We start from the raw sequence: 20,847 nt of genomic DNA on the forward strand, positions 1-20,847 counted from the left end.
CAGTTGAGAAATCTAACATCAAAGTTTGCTTTGATTTCAACAGTATGTGTGTCTTTGGTTTTAGTCGCGTGTCAGACGCCAGATCTGGGTCAGAAAGACCCTGAAAAGGCCACCAAAGTCCGTACCCAATTGGCGGTAGAATATCTGAGAACAGGTGACCTGGATGCAGCCAAACGTGCGCTGGATCAGGCACTTGAGACTACTCCGCGTGATTCTCAAGCAAATATGATGATGGGCGTGCTACTGCAACAGGAAGGTAGTAAGCTTAATCTCGAAAAAGCAGATCATTATTTCAAGCGTGCGATTTCGGCAGATCCGAAAAATGCGCAGGCGCGAAATAATTACGGCACTTATTTATATCAGCTTGAACGCTATAATGATGCGATCGAGCAGTTTCAAATTGCTGGTGCTACGTTGGGTTATGATCAGCGATTCCGCGCACTGGAAAATATGGGGCGGATTTACCTGAAACTGGGTGATACAGCAAATGCTGAAAAATCATTCAAACAGGCGCTGCAAGCCAATCGCGATTCTTATATTTCAATGTTAGAGTTAGCAGAAATATTTTATTTGAACCAGCAGTTCCCGGCGGCGACACAAATGTATCAACAGTTTGTGCGTGGTGTGGGACAGAAAAATCAGGGTGCCCGTGCGCTCTGGGTTGGCATTCGCACTGCGCGTGCCGGGGGTGATCAGTTGGGGATGCAGGTATTGGTCAACCAGTTACGTGCACTTTTTCCTGAAAGCCAGGAATACCAACGTTATTTGCAATTACAGTACAGTACTGAGGCCGTATGGAAGTAAATCCTAATTCACCATCGAATCATTCGAGCGTAGCTCCAAATGCGTTAGGAAATATTCAACGTCCGGGCGAGTACTTGCGCCAGATTCGTATCAATCAGCAACGCAATCTGGAAGATGTAGCGAAAGAGCTGAACATCCCAGTCAAAACCCTGACTGCTCTTGAGCAGGATGAATACAAGTCTTTGCCTGAAGCGACCTTTATTAAAGGTTATTACCGGACTTATGCCAAATTTCTGGGTGTAGATGCGTCTAGTATTATTCAACGTTTTGATGAAATTTATACCAATGATACCGGGCTGCTGCCGAATCATGCCCTGAATAATTCTCCTATCAAAATTATGGGGAAATTGCCAGGTTCCAAACGTGACCGCAATCGTAAGTGGTTAAAGCGCATTTTTATTACGCTGGTATTGCTGCTGATTTTGGGTGCACTGTTTGCCATGATTCAGAACTGGTCGAGTAGTAATTCACAAAATAGCACTGAAGTCTCTGGAGTAGGCGCTTCTAATGTCGAGATTCTGAATCTGGATACAGGTGCCGCACTTTCCGGTGATCAGCTGAAACTTGATTTTAACCGTCCGACTTCGGTGCATATTGTCGACTCGGCGGGTAATGTTCTGGCAACTGGCCGTCAGGCATCGAGCTTGCAGCTGAATGGTGAAGCGCCATTCCAGATTCGTCTGGATGATGCATCGGCTGTATCACTCAGTTTAAATAATGAAAATATTTCATTGTCACCCTACACTGTGAACGGAAAAGCAGAATTCCGTTTATCACCTTAACAGATCAAGAGTAGAGCAGAACGATGATCGTAAATCCAATTAAACGTCGTCCAACACGTAAAATTCGTGTGGGTTCAGTTTATGTGGGTGGTGATGCACCAATCAGTATCCAGTCCATGACCAATACTGAAACCTGTGATGTAGCAGCTACGGTTGCACAGATTCAGCGCTGTGTAGATGCCGGTGCAGACATCATGCGGGTTTCTGTGCCTACCATGGAAGCGGCGGCGGCATTTGGTGAAATTCGCAAGCAGGTCAATGTACCTTTGGTCGCCGATATTCACTTCGATTATAAAATTGCTTTGGCAGTTGCGGATTTGGGTGCAGACTGCCTGCGGATTAACCCGGGCAATATCGGTTCGGAAGCGAAAATCCGTGAAGTGGTGGCCGCGGCACGTCATAACGACATTTCCATGCGGATCGGTGTCAATGCCGGCTCACTGGAAAAAGATATTCAAAAGAAATATGGCGAGCCGACGGGTCAGGCACTGCTTGAATCTGCGATGCGTCATATCGATATTTTAGACCGTCTGGATTTCCAGGAATTCAAAATTTCAGTCAAAGCCTCGAATGTGTTCCTGACCATGGATGCGTATCGTTTGCTGTCACAGCAAATTGATAATCCGCTCCATCTGGGTGTCACAGAAGCGGGTATTTACCGTACCGGTTCGGTTAAATCTGCGATCGCTTTGGGTGGTCTGCTGATGGAAGGCATTGGGGATACCATGCGTATTTCACTAGCTGCCGAGCCTGAAGAAGAAATTAAAATTGGTTTTGATATTCTGAAATCGTTGGGTCTGCGCTCAAACGGGATTAACTTCATTGCCTGCCCAAGCTGTTCACGTCAGGAATTTAATGTGATTTCCGTGATGCAGCAACTTGAAGAGCGTTTAGAAGATATTCGTACCCCAATGGATGTGTCTGTCATTGGCTGTAAGGTCAATGGGCCGGGCGAAGCCAAAGAAGCGGATATCGGTGTAGTGGGTGCAGCACCACGTTCACTAGTGTACCGTAATGGTGAGAAGAGCCATTTAATTGACACGAATCAATTGGTTGATGAAATCGAAACCATGGTTCGTCAACGTGTTACCGAGCTTGAAGAAGCTAAATCTAAAGAAATTATTCGTACAAGTTTTCCTGAGTAGATCATGAGTTCAATCGTCGCAATCAAAGGTTTTAATGACATTCTCCCAACGCAAACCCCAGCTTGGAGACGTCTTGAACAGCATCTATCCGGTTTGATGGATGCCTATGGCTATCAACAAATCCGTCTGCCTATGGTTGAGCAGACCAATCTGTTCAAACGTTCGATCGGTGATGCAACCGATATCGTTGAAAAAGAAATGTATACCTTCCTCGACAAGGGTAATCCGCCTGAGTCGTTGACGCTGCGTCCTGAAGGGACGGCGGGTTGTGTGCGTGCCATGCTGGAGCATAACCTGCTGCGCGGTGCGACGCCTCGCGTCTGGTATATCGGATCCATGTTTCGTTATGAAAAACCGCAAAAAGGCCGTTACCGTCAGTTTCACCAGTTTGGTGTGGAAACCTTTGGTGTGGCAACGCCAGATATGGATGCAGAACTGATTCTGATGACGGCGCGTCTGTGGAAACGTATGGGTGTGGCAGACAAGGTTCAGCTTGAGTTAAATACACTCGGTGAGTCGGATGAGCGTGCAGCATATCGTGCGGCACTGGTTGAATTTCTGGAGTCGCATAAAGCGGATATGGATGAAGATTCACAACGTCGTTTAACCACCAATCCACTGCGTATTCTAGATTCTAAAGATGCCAAAACACAAAGCATCTTGGAAAATGCACCGAAACTTCATGATTTTATGGGTGAAGAAACGCTGGCGCATTTTACCCAGCTACAACAGTACTTGACCGATGCAGGCATCAGTTTTGTGATCAATCAAAAACTGGTACGTGGTCTGGACTATTACAACAAAACTGTTTTTGAATGGACCACAACCCATTTGGGTTCACAGGGTACGGTATGTGCCGGTGGCCGTTATGACGGTCTGGTGGGACAACTCAAAGGTAAGCCTGATCAATCTATCCCTGCTGTTGGTTTTGCCATGGGGGTTGAGCGGTTGTTGCTTCTGCTGGAACAGGCTGAAGACAATACCCCGACACGTGATTGTGAAGTATTCCTGGTGGCTGAACCGGCTGCTCAAGGTAAGGCTTTGGTCATTGCAGAGCAGATCCGGGATCAGCTTGAAGCAGCAGGCAGTCAGGTTCGTCTGAAAGTAGGCTCACAAGGTTCAATGAAATCGCAAATGAAAAAGGCTGATCAAGCCGGTGCTTTGTATGCGGCGATTTTGGGTGAACGTGAACTGGAAGCTCAGGCGTTTACTGTGAAAGAGCTGGCAACCGCAGAGCAATCGAATGTACCATTTACGGACTTCGTTGCATTTTTTAGTACTAAAATTTCTTCAAAATAATCGATAAAACATTAGGAAAAGGGTAATCTCATGAGCGCAATGAGTGGTGATGAACAGTTTGAAAGCTTGAAATCCTTTACGAAGAAATATGGTTCTTCGATGATTACCGGGATTTTAATTGCGCTGATTGCCTTTTTTGGATGGGAATATTGGCAGAAGAAAAACTTGGCAGAGTCGCAAATGCACACTGCCAAGGTTCAGCAGTTGATGGATGATGCGCAGGCATCGAAAGGTGATGGTTTTGCCAAGTTGTCTGAAGCTGCGGACAAGATTGTCAAGGAAGCACCTGATTCAGCTCAGGCGATTCAGACCCAGCTGGTGATGGCGAAACTGGCTTATGACAAAGAAGATTATGCTGCGGCCGAGAAAGCGCTACAGAAAGTTGAAAACTCGAAAGTAGATGATAAAGGGCTAGTTCAGGTCGTCAAACTTCGTCTGGCCTATGCACAACTGGCACAGAAAAAATATGATGCTGCATTGAAAACTTTAGAAGCAGTCACTGAGCCTGCATTTAAAGCAACTGCCGATGAAGCACGTGGCGATATCTATGTTGCCAAAAATGATATTGAAAATGCTAAAAAAGTATATCAAAGTGCATGGGATGCTTTGATTGAACGTAAAGAAGAACGTCAGATTTTACAAATTAAGCTCGAAAGCGTAGGCGTATTGGTCGATGATCCGGAAATCGAACGCCCAATTATAGAAACACAAGCGGAAGAAGCTGAATGAATAGAAAATACAAAATTACCTGTGCCTTAACTGTTTTAACGCTTGCATTGGCTGGCTGTGCGGGTAAAACCAATAAAGTTCCAGAAGTAAAACCGAATCCACTTCCAAAACTGACTCAAGCCAAAACCCTGGTCCCTGTATTTTCCACCAGTGTGGCTTCGACAGATGCTGCTGATCCGTTGCGTTTACGTCTGGATGCAGACAATGGCGTGGTCTTTGCGATTGATCCGAAAGGCGAAGTGTCTGCATTTAAAGGCAAACAGCGTCTGTGGCAGAAAAAAGTCAGCAAAGACAATTTAAGTTCTGGTGTTGAAGCTGCTGAAGGTCTTGTTGTCGTTGGCAACCAGAAAGGCCAACTGTTTGCGCTGGATCAGCAAACCGGCGAGCAGAAATGGACTGCGCAATTGACGGGTGCTTTACTGGCGCCTTCACTGATTCATGCAGGGCGGGTCATTAGTGTCAGCAATGACGGCACCGTATATGCGCATGAAATTGCGACGGGTGCGCAAGTTTGGACTTATGACTTACCTAATGTACAATTCAGCTTACGTGGCATGGCTGCACCGGTTGCATTAGATGCCCGTAATATACTGATTGCCTCTTCCAATGCTTATATCTATGCATTGGATGCCTTAAGTGGTGTGCCAAAATTACAGCGTCGTGTCGCAGTGTCGGATGGACGTTCTGATATCCAGCGTCTGGTGGATATTGACGGGGAACCGGTCGTTGCAGGCCAGTTTGTGGTGACCACCAGTTATCAAGGTCAGGTGACTGTGCTGGATTTAGCTTCACAACAGGTGGTCTGGAGTGAAGATGCCAGCAGTATCCAGCGTCCAGAAGTTGTGGGTAATGGCGTATTTGTGGCGCAAACCGATGGCAAAATCAAAGCCTTTGAGATTACCTCGGGTCAACCGCTTTGGGAAAATGACCAGCTGTTGAATCGCAAGTTAAGTAATCCGGTGATGCTGGGTACTGATCTTGTAGTCGGCGATCTGGATGGTGTCTTGCACCTGATTGATCCGCGTACCGGACAGATTACTGGTCGTTCGAAAACCTCTGGGGAAGTACGTAGCTTACGCGTCATCGACAACCAGCTTTATGTTTCTACACGCAAGGGCGCATTAAGCATTTGGCAGAACCGTTAATTTTAACGAGCCTTATGCTAAACTAGCCACAACCGTATTTTTGTGAACGCGGGGTGATTGAAAAATCAATGCCCCGTGTTTTTATTTAGGGTATTTCCCCCTTATATCTTCCTATACTTTCTGATGTTCAGGCCACTTTGACGCCTGATATTGAATAAAGGTTACTCTATGAAACCCGTAATTGCGCTCATTGGTCGTCCGAACGTCGGAAAATCAACGCTGTTCAACCAGATTACCAAGAGCCGTGACGCATTGGTGGCAGACTTTGCAGGTCTGACACGCGACCGTAAATATGGCGATGCTACCTATCAAAATAAATCTTTCATTGTGGTCGATACCGGCGGTATTGGCGAAAATGAAGGTGGGATTGACTCCTATATGGCAGAGCAATCCAAGACTGCCATTCATGAAGCCGACATCATCATTTTTGTGGTTGATGCGCGTGCCGGATTGCTGGCATCTGATGAGCAGATTGCCCGTGAATTGCGTACTTTAGGTAAAAAAGTCTTTCTGGTGGCCAACAAGGTCGACGGCGTACATGCTGAAGCTGCCTTGGTTGAATTCTACAAACTGGGTATGGGCGAACCGCTACAAGTGGCAGCCAGCCATGGTCGTGGTGTTCAGCAGATGCTGGAAGATGTACTTGCTGATGTACCTGAAGATGAAAATCCGGAAGAGCATGACAAAAACACGGGTCTGCGTTTAGCGATTATTGGTCGTCCGAACGTAGGTAAATCCACGCTGGTGAACCGCTTGCTCGGTGAAGAGCGTGTGGTGGCATTTGACCAGCCGGGTACAACACGTGACTCGATTTATATTCCATTCGAGCGTGATGGCCGTCAATACACCCTGATTGATACTGCCGGGGTGCGTCGTAAAGGTAAAGTCGATGAAATGATTGAGAAATTCTCGATTGTTAAAACTTTACAGGCGATGAAAGATGCCAACGTAATTGTTGTTGTGGTTGATGCGCGTGATGGTATTGTTGAGCAGGACTTGCATTTGATTGGCTATGCGCTTGAAGCGGGTCGTGCCATGGTCATTGCAGTCAACAAATGGGATAACATGACTGAATATGATCGTAAGCAATGTAAGCTCGATGTAGAGCGTCGCTTCGATTTTATTCCATGGGCCAAAGTACATTTGATTTCTGCATTGCATGGAACGGGTGTGGGCGATCTTTATCCATCGATTCACCGTGCTTATGATTCATCTCGTTTGAAAGTATCACCGGCAAAAATCACCCAGATTTTAAATGATGCGACAGAGGCTCACCAACCACCTATGGTTCAGGGTCGTCGTATTAAAATGCGTTACGCACATATGGGTGGACAAAATCCGCCGACGATCGTGATTCATGGTAACAAGGTGGATAAAACTCCTGCGGATTATCGTCGTTACTTGGAAAACGTGTTCCGTAAAGTGTACAAGCTTGAAGGTACACCGATTAAAATCGAGTTTAAAACTTCTGAAAACCCGTTTGAAGGCCGTAAGTCTCAAGTGGATGAGCGTGCAGCTGCGCGTAAACGTCGTTATGTACAGAAGTTCAAGAAAGCCGAGAAGAAATTTAAACGCTAATTCTATAGTTTAAATTTTTCGGATAAAAAGCCTGCGTAAAGCGGGCTTTTTTATTACCTATAAAAAATATTTTTTTAATCAGGCTTAATTTTGAATTTAATAAAAATAAAATATTTTTTTAATTATAGTTATTTAGTATAAGTATCAATTTAATATTTATGTGATATGTATTATATTTGTGTGAAATTGTTAATTCAGTCGCAAAAATGAAAATTGACTGAGAAAGATCATAAGAAATTACTGCCCAAATTTGCGGTGGTGTGAGGGGAACATGAAAAAAACTGCATTGGCCTTAATCTGTATGATGGGCTTGCCAAGCCTTGCGTGCGCTGAAATGATCAAAGTAAATGGTGAGGGCAGTAGTCCCATTATGAAAAAAGATCCAGTAGGGACACGGAATCAAGCATTGAATAATGCAAAAACTGATGCAGTCATTGCTTTAATCAAAAAAATAAATGGCCCTCAAGCCATGCAGGATGCCGAGCCCCATCTGGTAGATATTGTGAAACAAGTTGACAATGGCTACGTATTTAATCGTGGTAGTCAAACCAATAATAACAATGAACTGGTTACTTCTATTTCAATTGAAATGGATGACCAGGAGTTTCGCCAGATCTTGAATGACCTGGGTTTATCCAAAAAGAATAGCCGAACCAGTCCGATCATGATCGTAATGGATGAGTATTTTGGTGTACCGCGAGATAACTCAAAACCGGTGAAAGAGTTTACGTCGTACTTTTCTGACAAGAGCTATGCCTATGATGAAAAGGCCAGCTATGACGCGAAAGAAAGTGCAAAAGCCAGTGAAAGTTCATCATATTCATCAAAAGGCAAATCAGCTTCGGCTTCAGGCTATGCCTATGGTAATTACTATGGTGCAGGTGCGGGCGTTGCTGCACGTTCATCAAGTCACAATAATTCAGGTAAATCTTCTGCTTCAGCAAGTTATAACGCCAGTGAATCAGCAAGTTATAGCCAGTCTGAACGCCAGAATGATATTCAAAATTTTGTGAAATATGTGGAATATCAAACCCCGTCGACCACACCTGAGCGTGAAAATCAAACGTTAACCTCAATTGCCCGTGCAGCATCTAAATATGATCTACGCTTAATGGATTCGGATGTGTTTCGTAGCCGTTATCTCAAAGGCAAGAGTATGACCATTCAACAATTGCTGGGTGATGCAGAGCTGGCAAAACTTGCAGTGGCTGCACGTCAGGAAAAAGCGGACTGGTTTATGGTCGGTAGCTCTTATATTTATGACCGTGGTCGTTCAGATGCAACGGGTCAGTTTGTTTGTGATGGTGCACTCAGCTATAAAATTTATTCAGTCGATGATGGCACACTGATGGGCGGCGATACCCGTACTGAATCATCCACGGCTGCAACGACAGATACTTGCCGTACCAATGTTGCCCGTAAACTGGGTGAAATGACGCTATCTGAAGTCGGCCCGCAAATCCTTGCCTATTCGAAAAACCGCAGCATGTATGGTAAGGAAATAACCCTCTTTGTAAAAAGTGTATCGGGTAGCGTATCTAGCCGGTTAGGGGATGACCTGTACGTGGCCTTAGATGAAATGGATGGTGCGGAAAATATCGATATCCGTACCCAGGATGGCAAATTGGTCGAGATGACCATGACTTATAAGAGTGAAAAGCCGTTAAGTGCTGAACTTGCCAAAGCATTGCGCCGGGTAAATCCTGTTTTGTCGAATGCAGAACGCCTGCAAGCAGGGAATACCATTACTTTATGTATTGGTGGTACCCAATGCAAATAAGCATGAAAAAAGCCATGCTTGCCATGGCGCTGATGGGAACGGCTAGTACACAGGCCAATATTCAGGTTTTTCCGGCGAAGGGAATTTATGGGCTGGAACTGCCTTGTCGTCAATCGGCAGAACATATAGAAGCAAACGCATCATCGATTTCCTGTGACTTTAGCAAGGCTGTATCTAGCGAGACGATTCGTACTCAAGTTGTACAGACGTTCGAGCAGCAGCTAAAACAGGCCTTGCAAGATCAGGTGGTTACTTCAATTTCCCAACAGAATAAACATCGAAGCTATGTGGCTTCTCTAGAAGTTTTGCGGGCCAGCGAATATGTGGTGCAAAAGGAGTCTACAGCCGAGATTTTTCTGCCAGTCACTTTAAGTTTAAAGTTGACCAATGTCCTATCTGGAGAAGTGATTTATACCGATAGCGCTACTTTATCTCAACCTATACAGGTGCTGTCGACTGATGTCGAGGCGGCTACAACCCGTCAGGCGGTCCAGCAGAAATTTCAAAGTAGCTTGCTGTCCTTGACCCAGCAATTGACCCGGGATCTGCAGAAAAAATTTAAGGTTTCTGAAGTGCAGACTAAGGTGATTGAGCGCTGGAAGTCTTATATGGTTTTGGATAAAGGCTTTAATCAGGGGATTGCCAAAGATGATGAGCTGAGCTCGGCTTCAGGAGATTTAATCCGGGTTGTCCATGCTGATAGCGATTATGCTGTGGCATTGCCTGTATTGATGAGTGGTAATTCGAGCCAGTTTAGCAAGATTTCAGCCAATACCCGTCAGGCACTGAACAAGCCTAAAGCTTTGGTAGTGGATGTTTTGACTTATCAAGGTGAGTCAAAAGACCTGATTGAGCAGATTTTTTCTGATGCGATCGGAGAAAATGCATCCTTTACCCTTACACCAGTCAACAAACGTTATAGCGTGCTCGCACAGAGTATCAGTGAGCAGACGGGTTTAACTAATCAAGAAACCCAGCATCAGCGTGAACTTCCTGAATTTTTTATTCGTATTAATGTGATTCCTGTAATTGGTTATCAGCAGCAAGTCGGCAAAATGACTGAGCAGCAAGTGGTACATAGCGAAGTCTTTGCTGAAATGATTGACCGTTCTGGGCGCGTGATTTATTCGGCGCATGCGACTGATGAAATCAGTGAAGCCATTTCACAAGGAATGGGTTTTTCACTGGATACGCGTAAAGAAGTGGCACTTAAAAATGCTTTGGTGAAATTGGGTCAGCAATTCCAAAAAGGGATTCAATTTACCCGTTCAGATTTGCAGGTAGCGAGTGGTGGTAGCGAGACCATCACGATTCAGGATGCAGGCGAGCGTTTGACCACAGGCATGAAAATTCATGTGTATAACCGTGAAAAAGTTGCTCAGCGTCAAGTGTTAATCCCGACTTGGGAAGCTACAGTCATTGAGCGTCAAGGGACTAAAGTCAAAGCGCAGCTTGATTTTCCTGTGAGTGGAAATGACCGCCTGCCGGTACGTTCGGGTGATAGCATCTTGGTGGATAGCCATGCTGCTGTGGGTGAGTCGAAACTTGCTCGTGTACTTTGTCCAAGCTTGCATACTGATCAAGTCGGAGAGATTCCATTTTATGGATTTGGTCCGCTGATTTATCACGCATTTACCAGTCAGTCCAAACGTCCATTTTATGCCACAGGCTCAGGTTTTAAAGGTCAGACCAGTTTGGAAACATCAATTATAAAAATGACTGAAAATGCCGGCTTTAAAAAACAGCTTGATTTGAAACTGTATGTGCCTAAAGACGAGTGCTTACAGCCAGCATTCAAAATTCAGGTTCAAGAAGACTCTATTAAATGCAATGCAGACAAATCCAGTTGCGATGCCACTTTGGTGTTGGCAGGTGGCGCGCGGCGTTTTAATGCAAAACAGGAACGTGTTGGGGCTGTCGGTTTACAGCAAGAAGTTAGTTTAAAAGGGATTGATATCACCCATCGTCATGAAATGTACAACATTCAGATGTTCAAGGCATTACCAAAAATTTTAAATCAGATCGTGCAAAAGGCCGATGCAGTTCAGTAAGGAATTATAAGGGGAAATACTATGAAAAAAATCGCAAGCATCTTGATCTTGGGAAGTGCTGTATTGGCATCGCAAAGCCATGCCGGTCTTGGAACATTGAGTAGTCTGGCATCAAAAGCAGTTGCAACGACAACAGGCACATCTTCACAAAATCTGGATTTGGCGGGTTTTCTTAAGCAGGCACAAGCCACCAATGCCATGTTTATTCAAAGCCGAACGACACTGGCAACCCTGTTTGCTGAACGTAAAGACAGTGAAGAGCTGAAAACCAAATTAAACAGCTTGAAAACTACCTCAGACGTAAAGGAAAAAGAGGCAATCCAGAAAGAGATTACCAAATTGACCAATGATGTTCTGGATGCATCAAAAAAGGATGAAGCGGCGACACTGGAACGTATTAATGCATTAAGTGTAAGCCAGAAACAGCTTCTAGTTAACTCACTTACTAACTTTGCGATTGCGGGCTTGTCTGCACGCGAACTCGTGCTTAATAGTAAGCAGGTGTCTATGCAAATGCTCAGTAATCCGCGTAGTGTCAGCGATAGCGGTATGTCTTTTATGGATGCCAAAGGTCTATTAGGTGATGTGACTGGAATTGCAAAAAACGCAACCATGGCATTGGTGGAGTATCCGCAATTGATGAAAAAAGCGGGCTTGAACTTTAAGGCGCCAGAATCTGCAGCAGCAAAACCAGTTGATATTTCTGATTCAATCTAAGTAATATGAGTCTAGCCTGTTTTCGAACAGGCTTTCTTTTTTTATCTGGCGACGTAAAATGAAAAAGTCCATCTGTTTCTATGAGCTTTGCATTGTCGCGAAATATTCAAATTTATCTACAAAAAATAGATCAGTTCTTTTCGATTAAACCGCCTGAATCACGGGTAGAGCAAATCAAAAATCGAAAACTGGCAATTTATGCGCGACGTAACCAGTTGCTGTCAGATCAATTCAATCATCCGATCCAATCTCTGGATTTCACCGCCACTAAATATGGCAAGCCTTATTTAAATGACTATCCGGATTTCAGTTTTAATCATAGTCATAGTCAAAATTTCTACGCCCTGGCCACGAGCAGGAATGTCCAAAACTTGGGAATCGATATTGAAGAACTGAGCCGTAAAGTCCGTTTTGAAGCTTTGGCACAGCACGCCTTCCATCCTGAAGAACTCAAAAATTGGCAAGCGCTGGCTTATGACCCTGAATACTGGTTTAAAGTCTGGACGACCAAAGAGGCCGTGTTAAAGGCATCAGGCTTGGGAATCCGGATCAACCTGAATGAGCTCAATACCAATATCCATCCTGAGCAAAATGGTGGGCGCTGCGAACATCCAGAGATTGGCATCTATGCCTATCAAAATTATACGCTTGCTGGCTGCATGCTCACCGTGGCCTGGCAAAGTGAGGATTCCTGCAAGGGATTGAGATTTCCCGTGATTCAGCTTCATCAAACTGTCTAAATAGAATGAATTCCAATATTTTTTATTTTCTGGAAATGAGCAGATTACTCAGCCGATTCACAAATTGTGGACTCATCCGCGACAAATGAAATAAAAACTGGCTTTTGAATCCGACCGGATGATGCGTTGCTTGCCAGATGGAATCTTTGAGTTCTGCCAGTTTCAGAATATCTTGTGCAACATCTTCTGCTTTTAAATGTACGCCCATCTTTTTGATGCTTTCTGCCTGCATATCTTTGACCATGGCCGTACTGACGAAAAGCGGCATGACATCCAAGACTCGAATCCCATAGGGTTGCCACTCAATATCCAGACTTTCAGTCAGGCCACGCACTGCAAACTTGCTGGTGGAATAACTGCTTAAATCGGCTTGGCCATAAATCGCCGAAGCTGAAGATAGATTGATGATGCGGGCAAATGAAGATTCTTTTAAATAAGGGAAAGCGGCATGACAGCCGTTCATGACTCCTTTAACATTAATATCCAGAGTCCGATGATGCGCCATAATATCAGTTTCTTCAAAAGGGCCTGAATATAAAATCCCGGCATTATTGACCAGAATATTGATTTCACCTGCCCAAGCTGAAAATTCGGCTAAAGCTGTTTCCCAGGACGTATAACCAGCCACATCCAGAAAACCGGCTTTGGCATGTTCGCCCAGTTGCTGGGCCAGTTGTTCTGCCTGCTCCACCTGAACATCATAAATACCCACCTTGTAGCCGTGCTGGTAAAATAGGGCGGCTGTCGCGGCACCAATTCCTTGTGCTGCACCGCTAATCAATATACTGTGCATGTGCCTGATCTCCTTATTGTCTTTTTTTTTGAGCATAACAAGAAACTGGCAGATTGACGCGACAATTTGGTAAAAAAAAGAGGTTTTTAAACATGGAACAACTACTCAAGGTCATGCGCGAATTACGTGAAAAATGTCCATGGGATCAGCAGCAGACCCCCGAATCTCTGACCAAATATGCCATTGAGGAAGCTTACGAAGTCGAAGCGGCAGTCCGCTCTGGAAAAGTCGACGATGTCCGCGATGAGCTGGGTGATTTGCTGTTACAGGTAGTGTTCCAGTCGCAAATGTATAGCGAGCAGGGGGCTTTCGATTTTCAGGATGTGGTTCAGGCCATTACCGATAAACTGGTTCGCCGTCATCCGCATGTATTTCAGGCTGAACAATTTGCAAAAATGAGTCCGGAAGATGTGTCTGAGCTATGGAAAGAAATCAAACAGCAAGAAAAGCAGGGCAAGCCGCGTTCACGTCTGGATGATATTAAATATGCACCGGCTTTGGTACAGGCCGATGAAATTCAAAAAAATGTCGCCAAAATCGGTTTTGATTTTCCTGATATGGCGGGTGCTTATGCCAAGCTGGAAGAAGAGCTGGCTGAATTAAAAGAAGCGGTAGCTGGAGAAGATTCCGATGAAATACAGGAAGAATTTGGCGACTGCTTATTTTCTCTGGTGAATGTTGGCCGTAAACTTGGCATTTCCAGCGAGATGGCATTATTGGGGACGATCCATAAATTCCGGACCCGCTTTGCCTTGATGGAAGATCAGGCACAATTACAACAATTAGACTTGGAAAAGCTGTCACTGACTGAACTTGATCAGCTCTGGGAACAGGCTAAATTAGAATTAAAACAAAGAGCAGCACATGAAAAAAATACCTTATCGAATCGATCCGACGTGGATTAATCTCCTTCTGAGTTGCTGGCTGGGCTTTATTTCTATCGGGACTGCGCATGCAACTGCGACCGATTATATGGAATGGAAGACCCAGCAACAGCAACATGACGCTCGCCTGAAGAAAAAAGCTGCCTCCACGGCTTCATCAGAAAGCAATCACTATCTGGCGAAGCCTGCATTATCGGCATCTTCTGCTGCTGATAAAATCAGTTTGAATAATGCAACTGTAGAGCAATTACAGCAGCTAAATGGTATTGGTCAAAAAAAGGCTGAAGCGATTATTGAACATCGGCAAAAAAATGGAAAATTCAAAAGCATTGAAGAGATCCAGCTGGTCAAAGGGATTGGGCCGGCATTATTTGCCAAAAACAAGGCCAAACTGGCCTTGTAAGGCGACAGTATGGATCATGACTAGCTGATTAATTTGACTCGCAGGATTGACATAATCAAATTGCCCTTTAGTCGTGTAAGCGATATGATTAGCGTCATCTTAGAATTTTACGTTCAGACGTAGGAGACAGCGTCTTTTGCAAACTTTGCGCGCGTCAAAATGTGGTTTATCAACCGCTCAATTACCTTCTTATATTCTCGATGTGATTGATGCCTTAAACAAGGCAGGCTATGAAGCTTATATCGTGGGTGGTGGTGTTCGAGATCTGATGTTAGGTTTGAATCCTAAAGATTTCGATGCAGTCACCAATGCAACCCCGGCTCAGGTTAAGGAAGTTTTTGGACGACGTTGTCGGATTATCGGACGACGTTTCGAACTGGCGCATGTCTATTCAGGGCGGGAACTGGTTGAAGTGGCAACCTTCCGTGCCCCACCAAAAAAAGCAGTGACCTCGGCCGCGGGGATGATTCTGCGTGATAACAACTGGGGCAGCATCGAGCAGGATTTTGCCCGTCGTGATTTTTCCATCAATGCAATGTACTACCAGCCGCGTAAAGGTATTGTGCTGGATTTCTGTAATGCAGTGGATGATATCCACAGCAAAACCTTACGCTTACTTGGTGATCCGGCTTTAAGATTTGAAGAAGATCCGGTGCGGATGCTGCGAACCTTACGTTTTGCCGCCAAGCTGAACTTTAATATTGATGAAGCGATTCTGGATGTCTTTACGCCGGAAATGACCCAGTTGCTGCGTGATGTTTCTCCACATCGACTTTATGATGAATCACAGAAGCTGTTCACCATGGGGCACCTGAATCGTGTCTTGCCAATGCTGATCGATTTCGGGATCTGGCAGCAGTTATTTGCAGATATCAAGCCTGAAATTACGCCGTTTATGGAACGCGCTGCGAAAAATACCGATCAACGTATTTCTATCGGCAAGACCATCAACCCTGCATTTTTCTATGCGGTATTGTTATGGCAGCCATTCATGGAGCGTTGTGAATTCTATCTAAATAAAGGCGTGGTAGCCGCCGAAGCCCGCGCCCAAGCCGGTCTGGATGTGTTAAAACGTCAGGCAACCCGCACCATTATTCCACGCTTTGCGGAGACCTTTATTCGTGAAGTCTGGGAAATGCAGACCCGTTTGCTGAATCCAAAACCACAGCAAATCGAGGCTTTGTCCAGCCATGCACGTTTCCGTGCCGGCTTTGACTTTTTGCTGCTGCGTGAAAAATCAGGTGATGCGACTGCACAAGGTATGGGCAGCTGGTGGGATGCCTACCAGCAAATGAGCGGTGACGAGAAAGAACGGGCCATTAGCCAGTATAACCGTCAGCGTGCCAAGAGCCGTCGCAAGGCGAGTCAAGAAGAGCATCTGGAACAGAAGCTGACCCAGCAGCAAGATCTTGCCGAGATTGAGCCGTTGGTGAATGAGCCTGAACCACGCAACCGTCGGGTGCGTAAAGCCAAGTTTGAAGACAAGGCGAAACCTCTATCGCATGTGGCAGCCAGTGCCAGCGGTGAAATTGGTGCAGATCATCCGATTATGAAACGCAAACGGGTGAAACGTGATCTGAGCCAAGTGGTGTTTGGGCCAACACAATGATCGTGACGTATATTGGTCTGGGCAGTAACCTGGGCGATTCACGCCAGATTCTGGCAGAAGCTGTACAGAAACTGGCGACATTGGGGCAGGTGAAAACTTCGCATCTGTATCAAAGTCCACCGATGGGACCACAGGATCAGCCGAACTATCTGAATGCAGTGGTGCAGTTAAATACCGATCTGGCCGCTTTAAGCCTGCTGGATCGTTTGCAAGCCTTTGAGCAGGACGCAGGTCGGGTACGTTTACGTCATTGGGGCGAACGTACACTGGATCTGGACTTGCTGATCTACGGCAATGAACAGATTCACAATGAACGCTTAACTGTGCCGCATGTCGGGGTATTAGAGCGTGATTTTGTCCTGATTCCACTTCTGGATATTGATCCTGAAATACAGGTTCATGGACACAGATTAAAAGACCTGGACATCGTCAAACAGTCGACCCTCACGGTACTCGACGACAGCAACTGGGCAAATATTTAATTTTTAAGTGATCATAGTTTCAACAGAACTTTCAAGCATAGAGGAACATTTTCATGGTCAGTCTGAGTGATTTAAGACGCTTTAAAGCAGATGGACGCAAATTTTCATGTCTGACTTGCTATGATGCCAGTATGGCCAAAGCCATGGAAATTGCCGAAGTGGACAGCATTTTAATTGGCGATTCTCTGGGAATGTCAATTCAGGGGCGTGATTCGACTTTGCCGGTCACGGTTGCAGATATGGCCTATCATACGGCTGCGGTACGCCGTGGTAACCAGCATGCCTTTATCATGACTGACTTGCCATTTATGAGCTATGCTACCTTGAATGATGCCTTGCAAAGTTCGAAAACCGTGATGCAGGCTGGCGCGCAAATGGTCAAGATGGAAGGCGGTGCATGGTTGGCAGAAACCGTGCAAGTGCTGACCCGTAACGGTATTCCGGTGTGTGTGCATTTGGGTCTTACTCCGCAGTCGGTACATGTCTTTGGCGGTTATAAACTGCAAGCCCGTACCCGTGAAGCGGCCGATCAGCTCATTGCGGACTGTAAGGCAGTGGTCGAGGCGGGTGCTGCACTATTGCTACTTGAATGCGTACCAGCACAGCTTGGCCAGGAAATCACCGAACTGTTTCCGCAGATTCCGGTCATTGGCATTGGTGCAGGTGCAGCTACAGATGGTCAGGTATTGGTGGTTCAGGACATGCTCGGTTTGACTTTTGGACATACCGCAAAATTTGTACGTAATTTTATGCAAGAACAATCGGGTGCGACAGCCATTCTGGATGCTTTTAAAGCCTACCATGCTGCAGTTTTAGATGGATCTTTCCCGGCACCAGAACAAACTTTTCAGGTTGAATTGTAAGATGAAAACAGAAACCACCATTCAGGGCTTAGCGGCATCATTAAATCCGGCGCGTACCAGTCGCAAGATTATCGGTTTTGTACCGACCATGGGCAATCTGCATCAGGGACATTTAAATCTGGTGCGTGAAGCACGTAAGTTGTGTGATGTGGTGGTGGTCAGTATCTTTGTCAATCCGATTCAGTTTGGGCCCAATGAAGATTTTGACAGCTATCCGCGCACGCTTGAACAGGATCAACAACTATTGGCTGAAGTTGGTTGTGACATCGTGTTTGCGCCGACGGTTGAGCAAATGTATGGCAAAAAACCGCGTCTGACCAATATCAGTGTCTCTGACATTACCAATGATTTATGCGGTTTGCAGCGTCCCGGCCATTTTGATGGTGTGGCGGTGGTGGTCACTAAATTGTTTAATATCGTACAGCCGAATTACGCCTTCTTTGGCCAGAAAGATTATCAGCAATTGGCGGTGATTCGTCAGTTTGTACAAGACCTGAATATTCCACTGGAAGTGATTGGTGTACCGATTGCCCGTGCAGAAGATGGCCTGGCTTTAAGTTCGCGCAATGGTTATTTAAGCGAAGAGCATCGTGCAATCGCACCGGTCATTTATCAAAGCTTGCAACGGGCTGAACAGCAATTACATGCAGGCGTGGAACTGGATACGGTATTGGCCGAAATTCGTCAGAGCCTAACCGATGCCGGTTTCGTTGTTGATTATGTTGAAGCCCGCACGCCAGAATTACAAAAAATTCATACGTTTAATCAAGATCTTGTGTTATTTATAGCTGCAAAGCTGGGGAATACACGTCTGATCGATAACCTGCAGGTTAAATACACTGCCGGCTAAGATGAAAGGGTAGCATGCATGAAGCGCATTTTAATTGTCACAGGACAATCTGGTTCGGGTAAATCATCTGCATTACAGGTGCTTGAAGATCTGGGTTATTACTGTATTGATAATTTGCCTTTGGCATTGCTTCCCGAAATTGTGGCAAAACTGGACAGCGAAAACAATCTGGAACAGTTGGCGCTGGGCGTCGATGTGCGCAGTACTCGGGCAGATTTACAAGAATTTGACCATGTATTTGGGCAACTGCAACAGCATGGTTCGGTCGATATTATTTATCTGACCACGCAGGATCAGGAGCTGATTGCCCGCTTTAGTGCTTCGCGTCGGCCGCATCCTCTAGCATCACGCTTTAAAAGCCTGAATCAGTGTATACAGGAAGAAAAAATCCTGTTGATGCCGATTCAGTTGCGTTCTACGGTGCATATCGATACCACCGATAAAAGCGTGCATGATCTGAAACATACTTTGTTGTCCAAGCTTGGACAGGCCGATAACCTGATCCTGATTCTGCAATCCTTTGGTTATAAGCATGGCATTCCACTGGATGCCGATTATGTCTTTGATGTCCGGCATTTGCCGAATCCGCATTGGGAACTGGAACTGCGCAAATTTTCAGGACTAGATCAGCCGGTGCAGGCGTTTTTACAAAAGAGCGATCAGGTCGAGGATATGTTCAATGATCTGTATCATTTTCTGGACAAGTGGTTGCCGACCTTTGCTGAAGGGCATCGTCATTATATGACCGTGTCGATTGGCTGTACCGGTGGTCAGCATCGTTCTGTTTATATTGTGGATAGACTAAAAAAAGCCCTTGAGGCAAAATGGTCTATTCAAGTCCTCCATCGAGAAATGAAGCACTGGTCATGATTGATACGACAGTTGACGTAATTAATAAACTGGGTTTACATGCACGCGCATCTGGTAAACTGATAGAAGTTACCACCAAATTTCGTTCCAGTATCCAGATTGGCAAGGCTGACAAATTGGTAGATGCCAAAAATATCATGTCATTGCTCATGCTTGGTGCAGGCAAAGGAACAACTTTACGCTTAGTGATTGAAGGAGCAGACGAGGACAAAGCCTTATCTGAAATTCAGGCACTATTTGCAGCAAAATTTTATGAGGCAGATTAATCGTGGCACGTCGACCGAACAGTTTAACTGAAGAAGATTTTGATTCTTTAGAGGGACGCGCAAGTAAGACCGAACAGAAAAAAGCAGTCCAGCGTATGGCTGCTTTAGGTGCGCAGCTTGCAGAGCTGAGCGCTAAACAAATTAAAAACCTACCCGTAGATGAGCGTTTGATTGATGCCTTGCTTGATGTGCAGGCAATTAGTTCACATGAAGCACGTCGTCGTCAATTTTCACGGATTGGTAAATTATTACGTAATGAAAATGAAACGGTAATTTTGTCTTATTTAACACCCAAACAAGGTCTTAAAAAGACAGCTCAATTACAGCGTTGGGTGGATCGAATTGTCAAAGATGGTGATCCGGCTATCAATGAATTTACCAAAACCTATAATGCGACAGAGCGTCATACCTTACGTCAGCATTATCTTCGGGTACATCGTGATTTAAAGAATCAAGCACCTGAAGAAGAAGTGAATGCTTCTAAATTAAAGTTGTTTAACTATGTACAGCAAGTGGCCTTGATTTCTGATAATTAAGCAGCCATGTAAAAAAGCGGTCTTTTTAGGCCGCTTTTTTTTATAGTTGTTTTAATCCGGTTGGCTTGACTTGGATATGCATAGTCTATAAGTGATCTATCTTAATATTACTATTCCAGCTTCTAAAACTGCACTGAGGATAAAAAACACAAAATTTTCATAATTAATTTGTTAATAAATGTAAGTTCTTTACAATCCTCAGTGGTTTTTTGGGTCTGTTTTTAGTTGAAATGCTGATATTTAAAATATTTCTTACATTAGAATTGTTAAGATATTTTAAAAAATTAAAAATTAATTCTGAGCATTATTAGGTAGATGAAGCCTGATATAAAATCTGTTTTTAATCATAAGGTCAAACTATATAGTTGAAAAATCATTAGCTTTTACTTTAAATAGAGTAAAAAGCGATGGTGGGTATTTTTATTCAGTACTGTGTTACAGTAAATACAAATAAAGATACTTATTTTAGGTGAGATATATTAATTTCAAATACTTATGTAGGTTTTTTTAGAATAGTAAAT

The 20,847-nt window shown here is 44.8% G+C and carries 21 protein-coding genes; 20 read left to right on the forward strand and 1 reads right to left on the reverse strand.

Annotated elements, in window-relative coordinates:
• Positions 1 to 3 precede the first annotated feature (3 nt).
• The 11 genes from pilW to AC1IR0_RS07745 all read left to right on the forward strand — a co-directional run bounded on the left by pilW (position 4) and on the right by AC1IR0_RS07745 (position 12,770).
• Positions 4 to 804 (forward strand): type IV pilus biogenesis/stability protein PilW, encoded by an 801-nt coding sequence (gene pilW, locus AC1IR0_RS07695; RefSeq protein WP_224216973.1) that lies wholly within the window; start codon positions 4 to 6, stop codon positions 802 to 804.
• The gene (locus AC1IR0_RS07700; RefSeq protein ID WP_004278356.1) at positions 795 to 1,586 is read left to right on the forward strand and encodes a helix-turn-helix domain-containing protein; all 792 of its coding nucleotides are present in this window, start codon (positions 795 to 797) and stop codon (positions 1,584 to 1,586) included. Before pilW ends, AC1IR0_RS07700 begins: the two co-directional genes overlap by 10 nt.
• A 23-nt stretch (positions 1,587 to 1,609) precedes the next feature.
• A complete protein-coding gene (ispG, locus tag AC1IR0_RS07705) occupies positions 1,610 to 2,731 on the forward strand; it encodes a flavodoxin-dependent (E)-4-hydroxy-3-methylbut-2-enyl-diphosphate synthase (RefSeq protein ID WP_004278355.1) in 1,122 nt (373 codons plus the stop codon).
• A 3-nt stretch (positions 2,732 to 2,734) separates the two neighbouring features.
• Entirely contained in the window at positions 2,735 to 4,030 is a 1,296-nt protein-coding gene (gene hisS / locus AC1IR0_RS07710) for a histidine--tRNA ligase (protein ID WP_479741262.1), read from the forward strand.
• Between the two features lie 30 nt (positions 4,031 to 4,060).
• Positions 4,061 to 4,759 (forward strand): YfgM family protein, encoded by a 699-nt coding sequence (locus AC1IR0_RS07715; RefSeq protein ID WP_004278352.1) that lies wholly within the window; start codon positions 4,061 to 4,063, stop codon positions 4,757 to 4,759.
• Positions 4,756 to 5,904, forward strand: a complete 1,149-nt coding sequence (bamB, locus tag AC1IR0_RS07720) for an outer membrane protein assembly factor BamB (RefSeq protein WP_312585994.1) — start codon at positions 4,756 to 4,758, stop codon at positions 5,902 to 5,904. The genes AC1IR0_RS07715 and bamB overlap by 4 nt, the downstream gene beginning before the upstream one ends.
• A gap of 168 nt (positions 5,905 to 6,072) precedes the next feature.
• The gene (der, locus tag AC1IR0_RS07725; RefSeq protein WP_005103252.1) at positions 6,073 to 7,482 is read left to right on the forward strand and encodes a ribosome biogenesis GTPase Der; all 1,410 of its coding nucleotides are present in this window, start codon (positions 6,073 to 6,075) and stop codon (positions 7,480 to 7,482) included.
• A gap of 271 nt (positions 7,483 to 7,753) precedes the next feature.
• Positions 7,754 to 9,262 (forward strand): hypothetical protein, encoded by a 1,509-nt coding sequence (locus tag AC1IR0_RS07730; protein ID WP_479741263.1) that lies wholly within the window; start codon positions 7,754 to 7,756, stop codon positions 9,260 to 9,262.
• A 2-nt stretch (positions 9,263 to 9,264) separates the two neighbouring features.
• Positions 9,265 to 11,313 (forward strand): hypothetical protein, encoded by a 2,049-nt coding sequence (locus tag AC1IR0_RS07735; protein WP_409651941.1) that lies wholly within the window; start codon positions 9,265 to 9,267, stop codon positions 11,311 to 11,313.
• Positions 11,314 to 11,334: 21 nt separating this feature from the next.
• On the forward strand, positions 11,335 to 12,030 hold the full coding sequence (locus AC1IR0_RS07740) for a hypothetical protein (RefSeq protein ID WP_180038806.1): 696 nt from the start codon (positions 11,335 to 11,337) through the stop codon (positions 12,028 to 12,030).
• A gap of 80 nt (positions 12,031 to 12,110) precedes the next feature.
• Complete coding sequence (locus AC1IR0_RS07745; protein ID WP_409651945.1) at positions 12,111 to 12,770, forward strand: 4'-phosphopantetheinyl transferase family protein; 660 nt, start codon at positions 12,111 to 12,113, stop codon at positions 12,768 to 12,770.
• 22 nt (positions 12,771 to 12,792) lie between these two features.
• Here the strand turns inward: AC1IR0_RS07745 and AC1IR0_RS07750 are convergent, their stop codons facing one another.
• A complete protein-coding gene (locus tag AC1IR0_RS07750; RefSeq protein WP_004733034.1) occupies positions 12,793 to 13,563 on the reverse strand; it encodes an SDR family oxidoreductase in 771 nt (256 codons plus the stop codon).
• A gap of 92 nt (positions 13,564 to 13,655) precedes the next feature.
• Between AC1IR0_RS07750 and mazG the strand changes: the two genes are divergently transcribed.
• The 9 genes from mazG (at position 13,656) to yjgA (ending at position 20,326) form a co-directional block, all read left to right on the forward strand.
• Complete coding sequence (mazG, locus tag AC1IR0_RS07755) at positions 13,656 to 14,468, forward strand: nucleoside triphosphate pyrophosphohydrolase (protein ID WP_409651950.1); 813 nt, start codon at positions 13,656 to 13,658, stop codon at positions 14,466 to 14,468.
• Complete coding sequence (locus AC1IR0_RS07760) at positions 14,428 to 14,850, forward strand: ComEA family DNA-binding protein (protein WP_148334714.1); 423 nt, start codon at positions 14,428 to 14,430, stop codon at positions 14,848 to 14,850. The genes mazG and AC1IR0_RS07760 overlap by 41 nt, the downstream gene beginning before the upstream one ends.
• A gap of 136 nt (positions 14,851 to 14,986) precedes the next feature.
• Positions 14,987 to 16,459, forward strand: a complete 1,473-nt coding sequence (gene pcnB / locus AC1IR0_RS07765) for a polynucleotide adenylyltransferase PcnB (RefSeq protein ID WP_409651953.1) — start codon at positions 14,987 to 14,989, stop codon at positions 16,457 to 16,459.
• Positions 16,456 to 16,941: a 2-amino-4-hydroxy-6-hydroxymethyldihydropteridine diphosphokinase gene (gene folK / locus AC1IR0_RS07770; RefSeq protein WP_005245998.1), complete on the forward strand. Its 486-nt coding sequence runs from the start codon at positions 16,456 to 16,458 to the stop codon at positions 16,939 to 16,941. The genes pcnB and folK overlap by 4 nt, the downstream gene beginning before the upstream one ends.
• A gap of 53 nt (positions 16,942 to 16,994) precedes the next feature.
• A complete protein-coding gene (gene panB, locus AC1IR0_RS07775; protein ID WP_004278337.1) occupies positions 16,995 to 17,804 on the forward strand; it encodes a 3-methyl-2-oxobutanoate hydroxymethyltransferase in 810 nt (269 codons plus the stop codon).
• 1 nt (position 17,805) lies between these two features.
• On the forward strand, positions 17,806 to 18,654 hold the full coding sequence (panC, locus tag AC1IR0_RS07780; RefSeq protein WP_005107864.1) for a pantoate--beta-alanine ligase: 849 nt from the start codon (positions 17,806 to 17,808) through the stop codon (positions 18,652 to 18,654).
• A gap of 18 nt (positions 18,655 to 18,672) precedes the next feature.
• Positions 18,673 to 19,524, forward strand: coding sequence for an RNase adapter RapZ (gene rapZ, locus AC1IR0_RS07785; RefSeq protein ID WP_005107863.1), 852 nt, complete (start codon positions 18,673 to 18,675; stop codon positions 19,522 to 19,524).
• Positions 19,521 to 19,790: an HPr family phosphocarrier protein gene (locus AC1IR0_RS07790; protein ID WP_034438008.1), complete on the forward strand. Its 270-nt coding sequence runs from the start codon at positions 19,521 to 19,523 to the stop codon at positions 19,788 to 19,790. The genes rapZ and AC1IR0_RS07790 overlap by 4 nt, the downstream gene beginning before the upstream one ends.
• A gap of 2 nt (positions 19,791 to 19,792) precedes the next feature.
• Positions 19,793 to 20,326, forward strand: a complete 534-nt coding sequence (yjgA, locus tag AC1IR0_RS07795; protein ID WP_004278333.1) for a ribosome biogenesis factor YjgA — start codon at positions 19,793 to 19,795, stop codon at positions 20,324 to 20,326.
• The last annotated feature ends 521 nt before the right edge of the window (positions 20,327 to 20,847 follow it).

The sequence above is a fragment of the Acinetobacter sp. 129952 genome, from assembly GCF_056642055.1.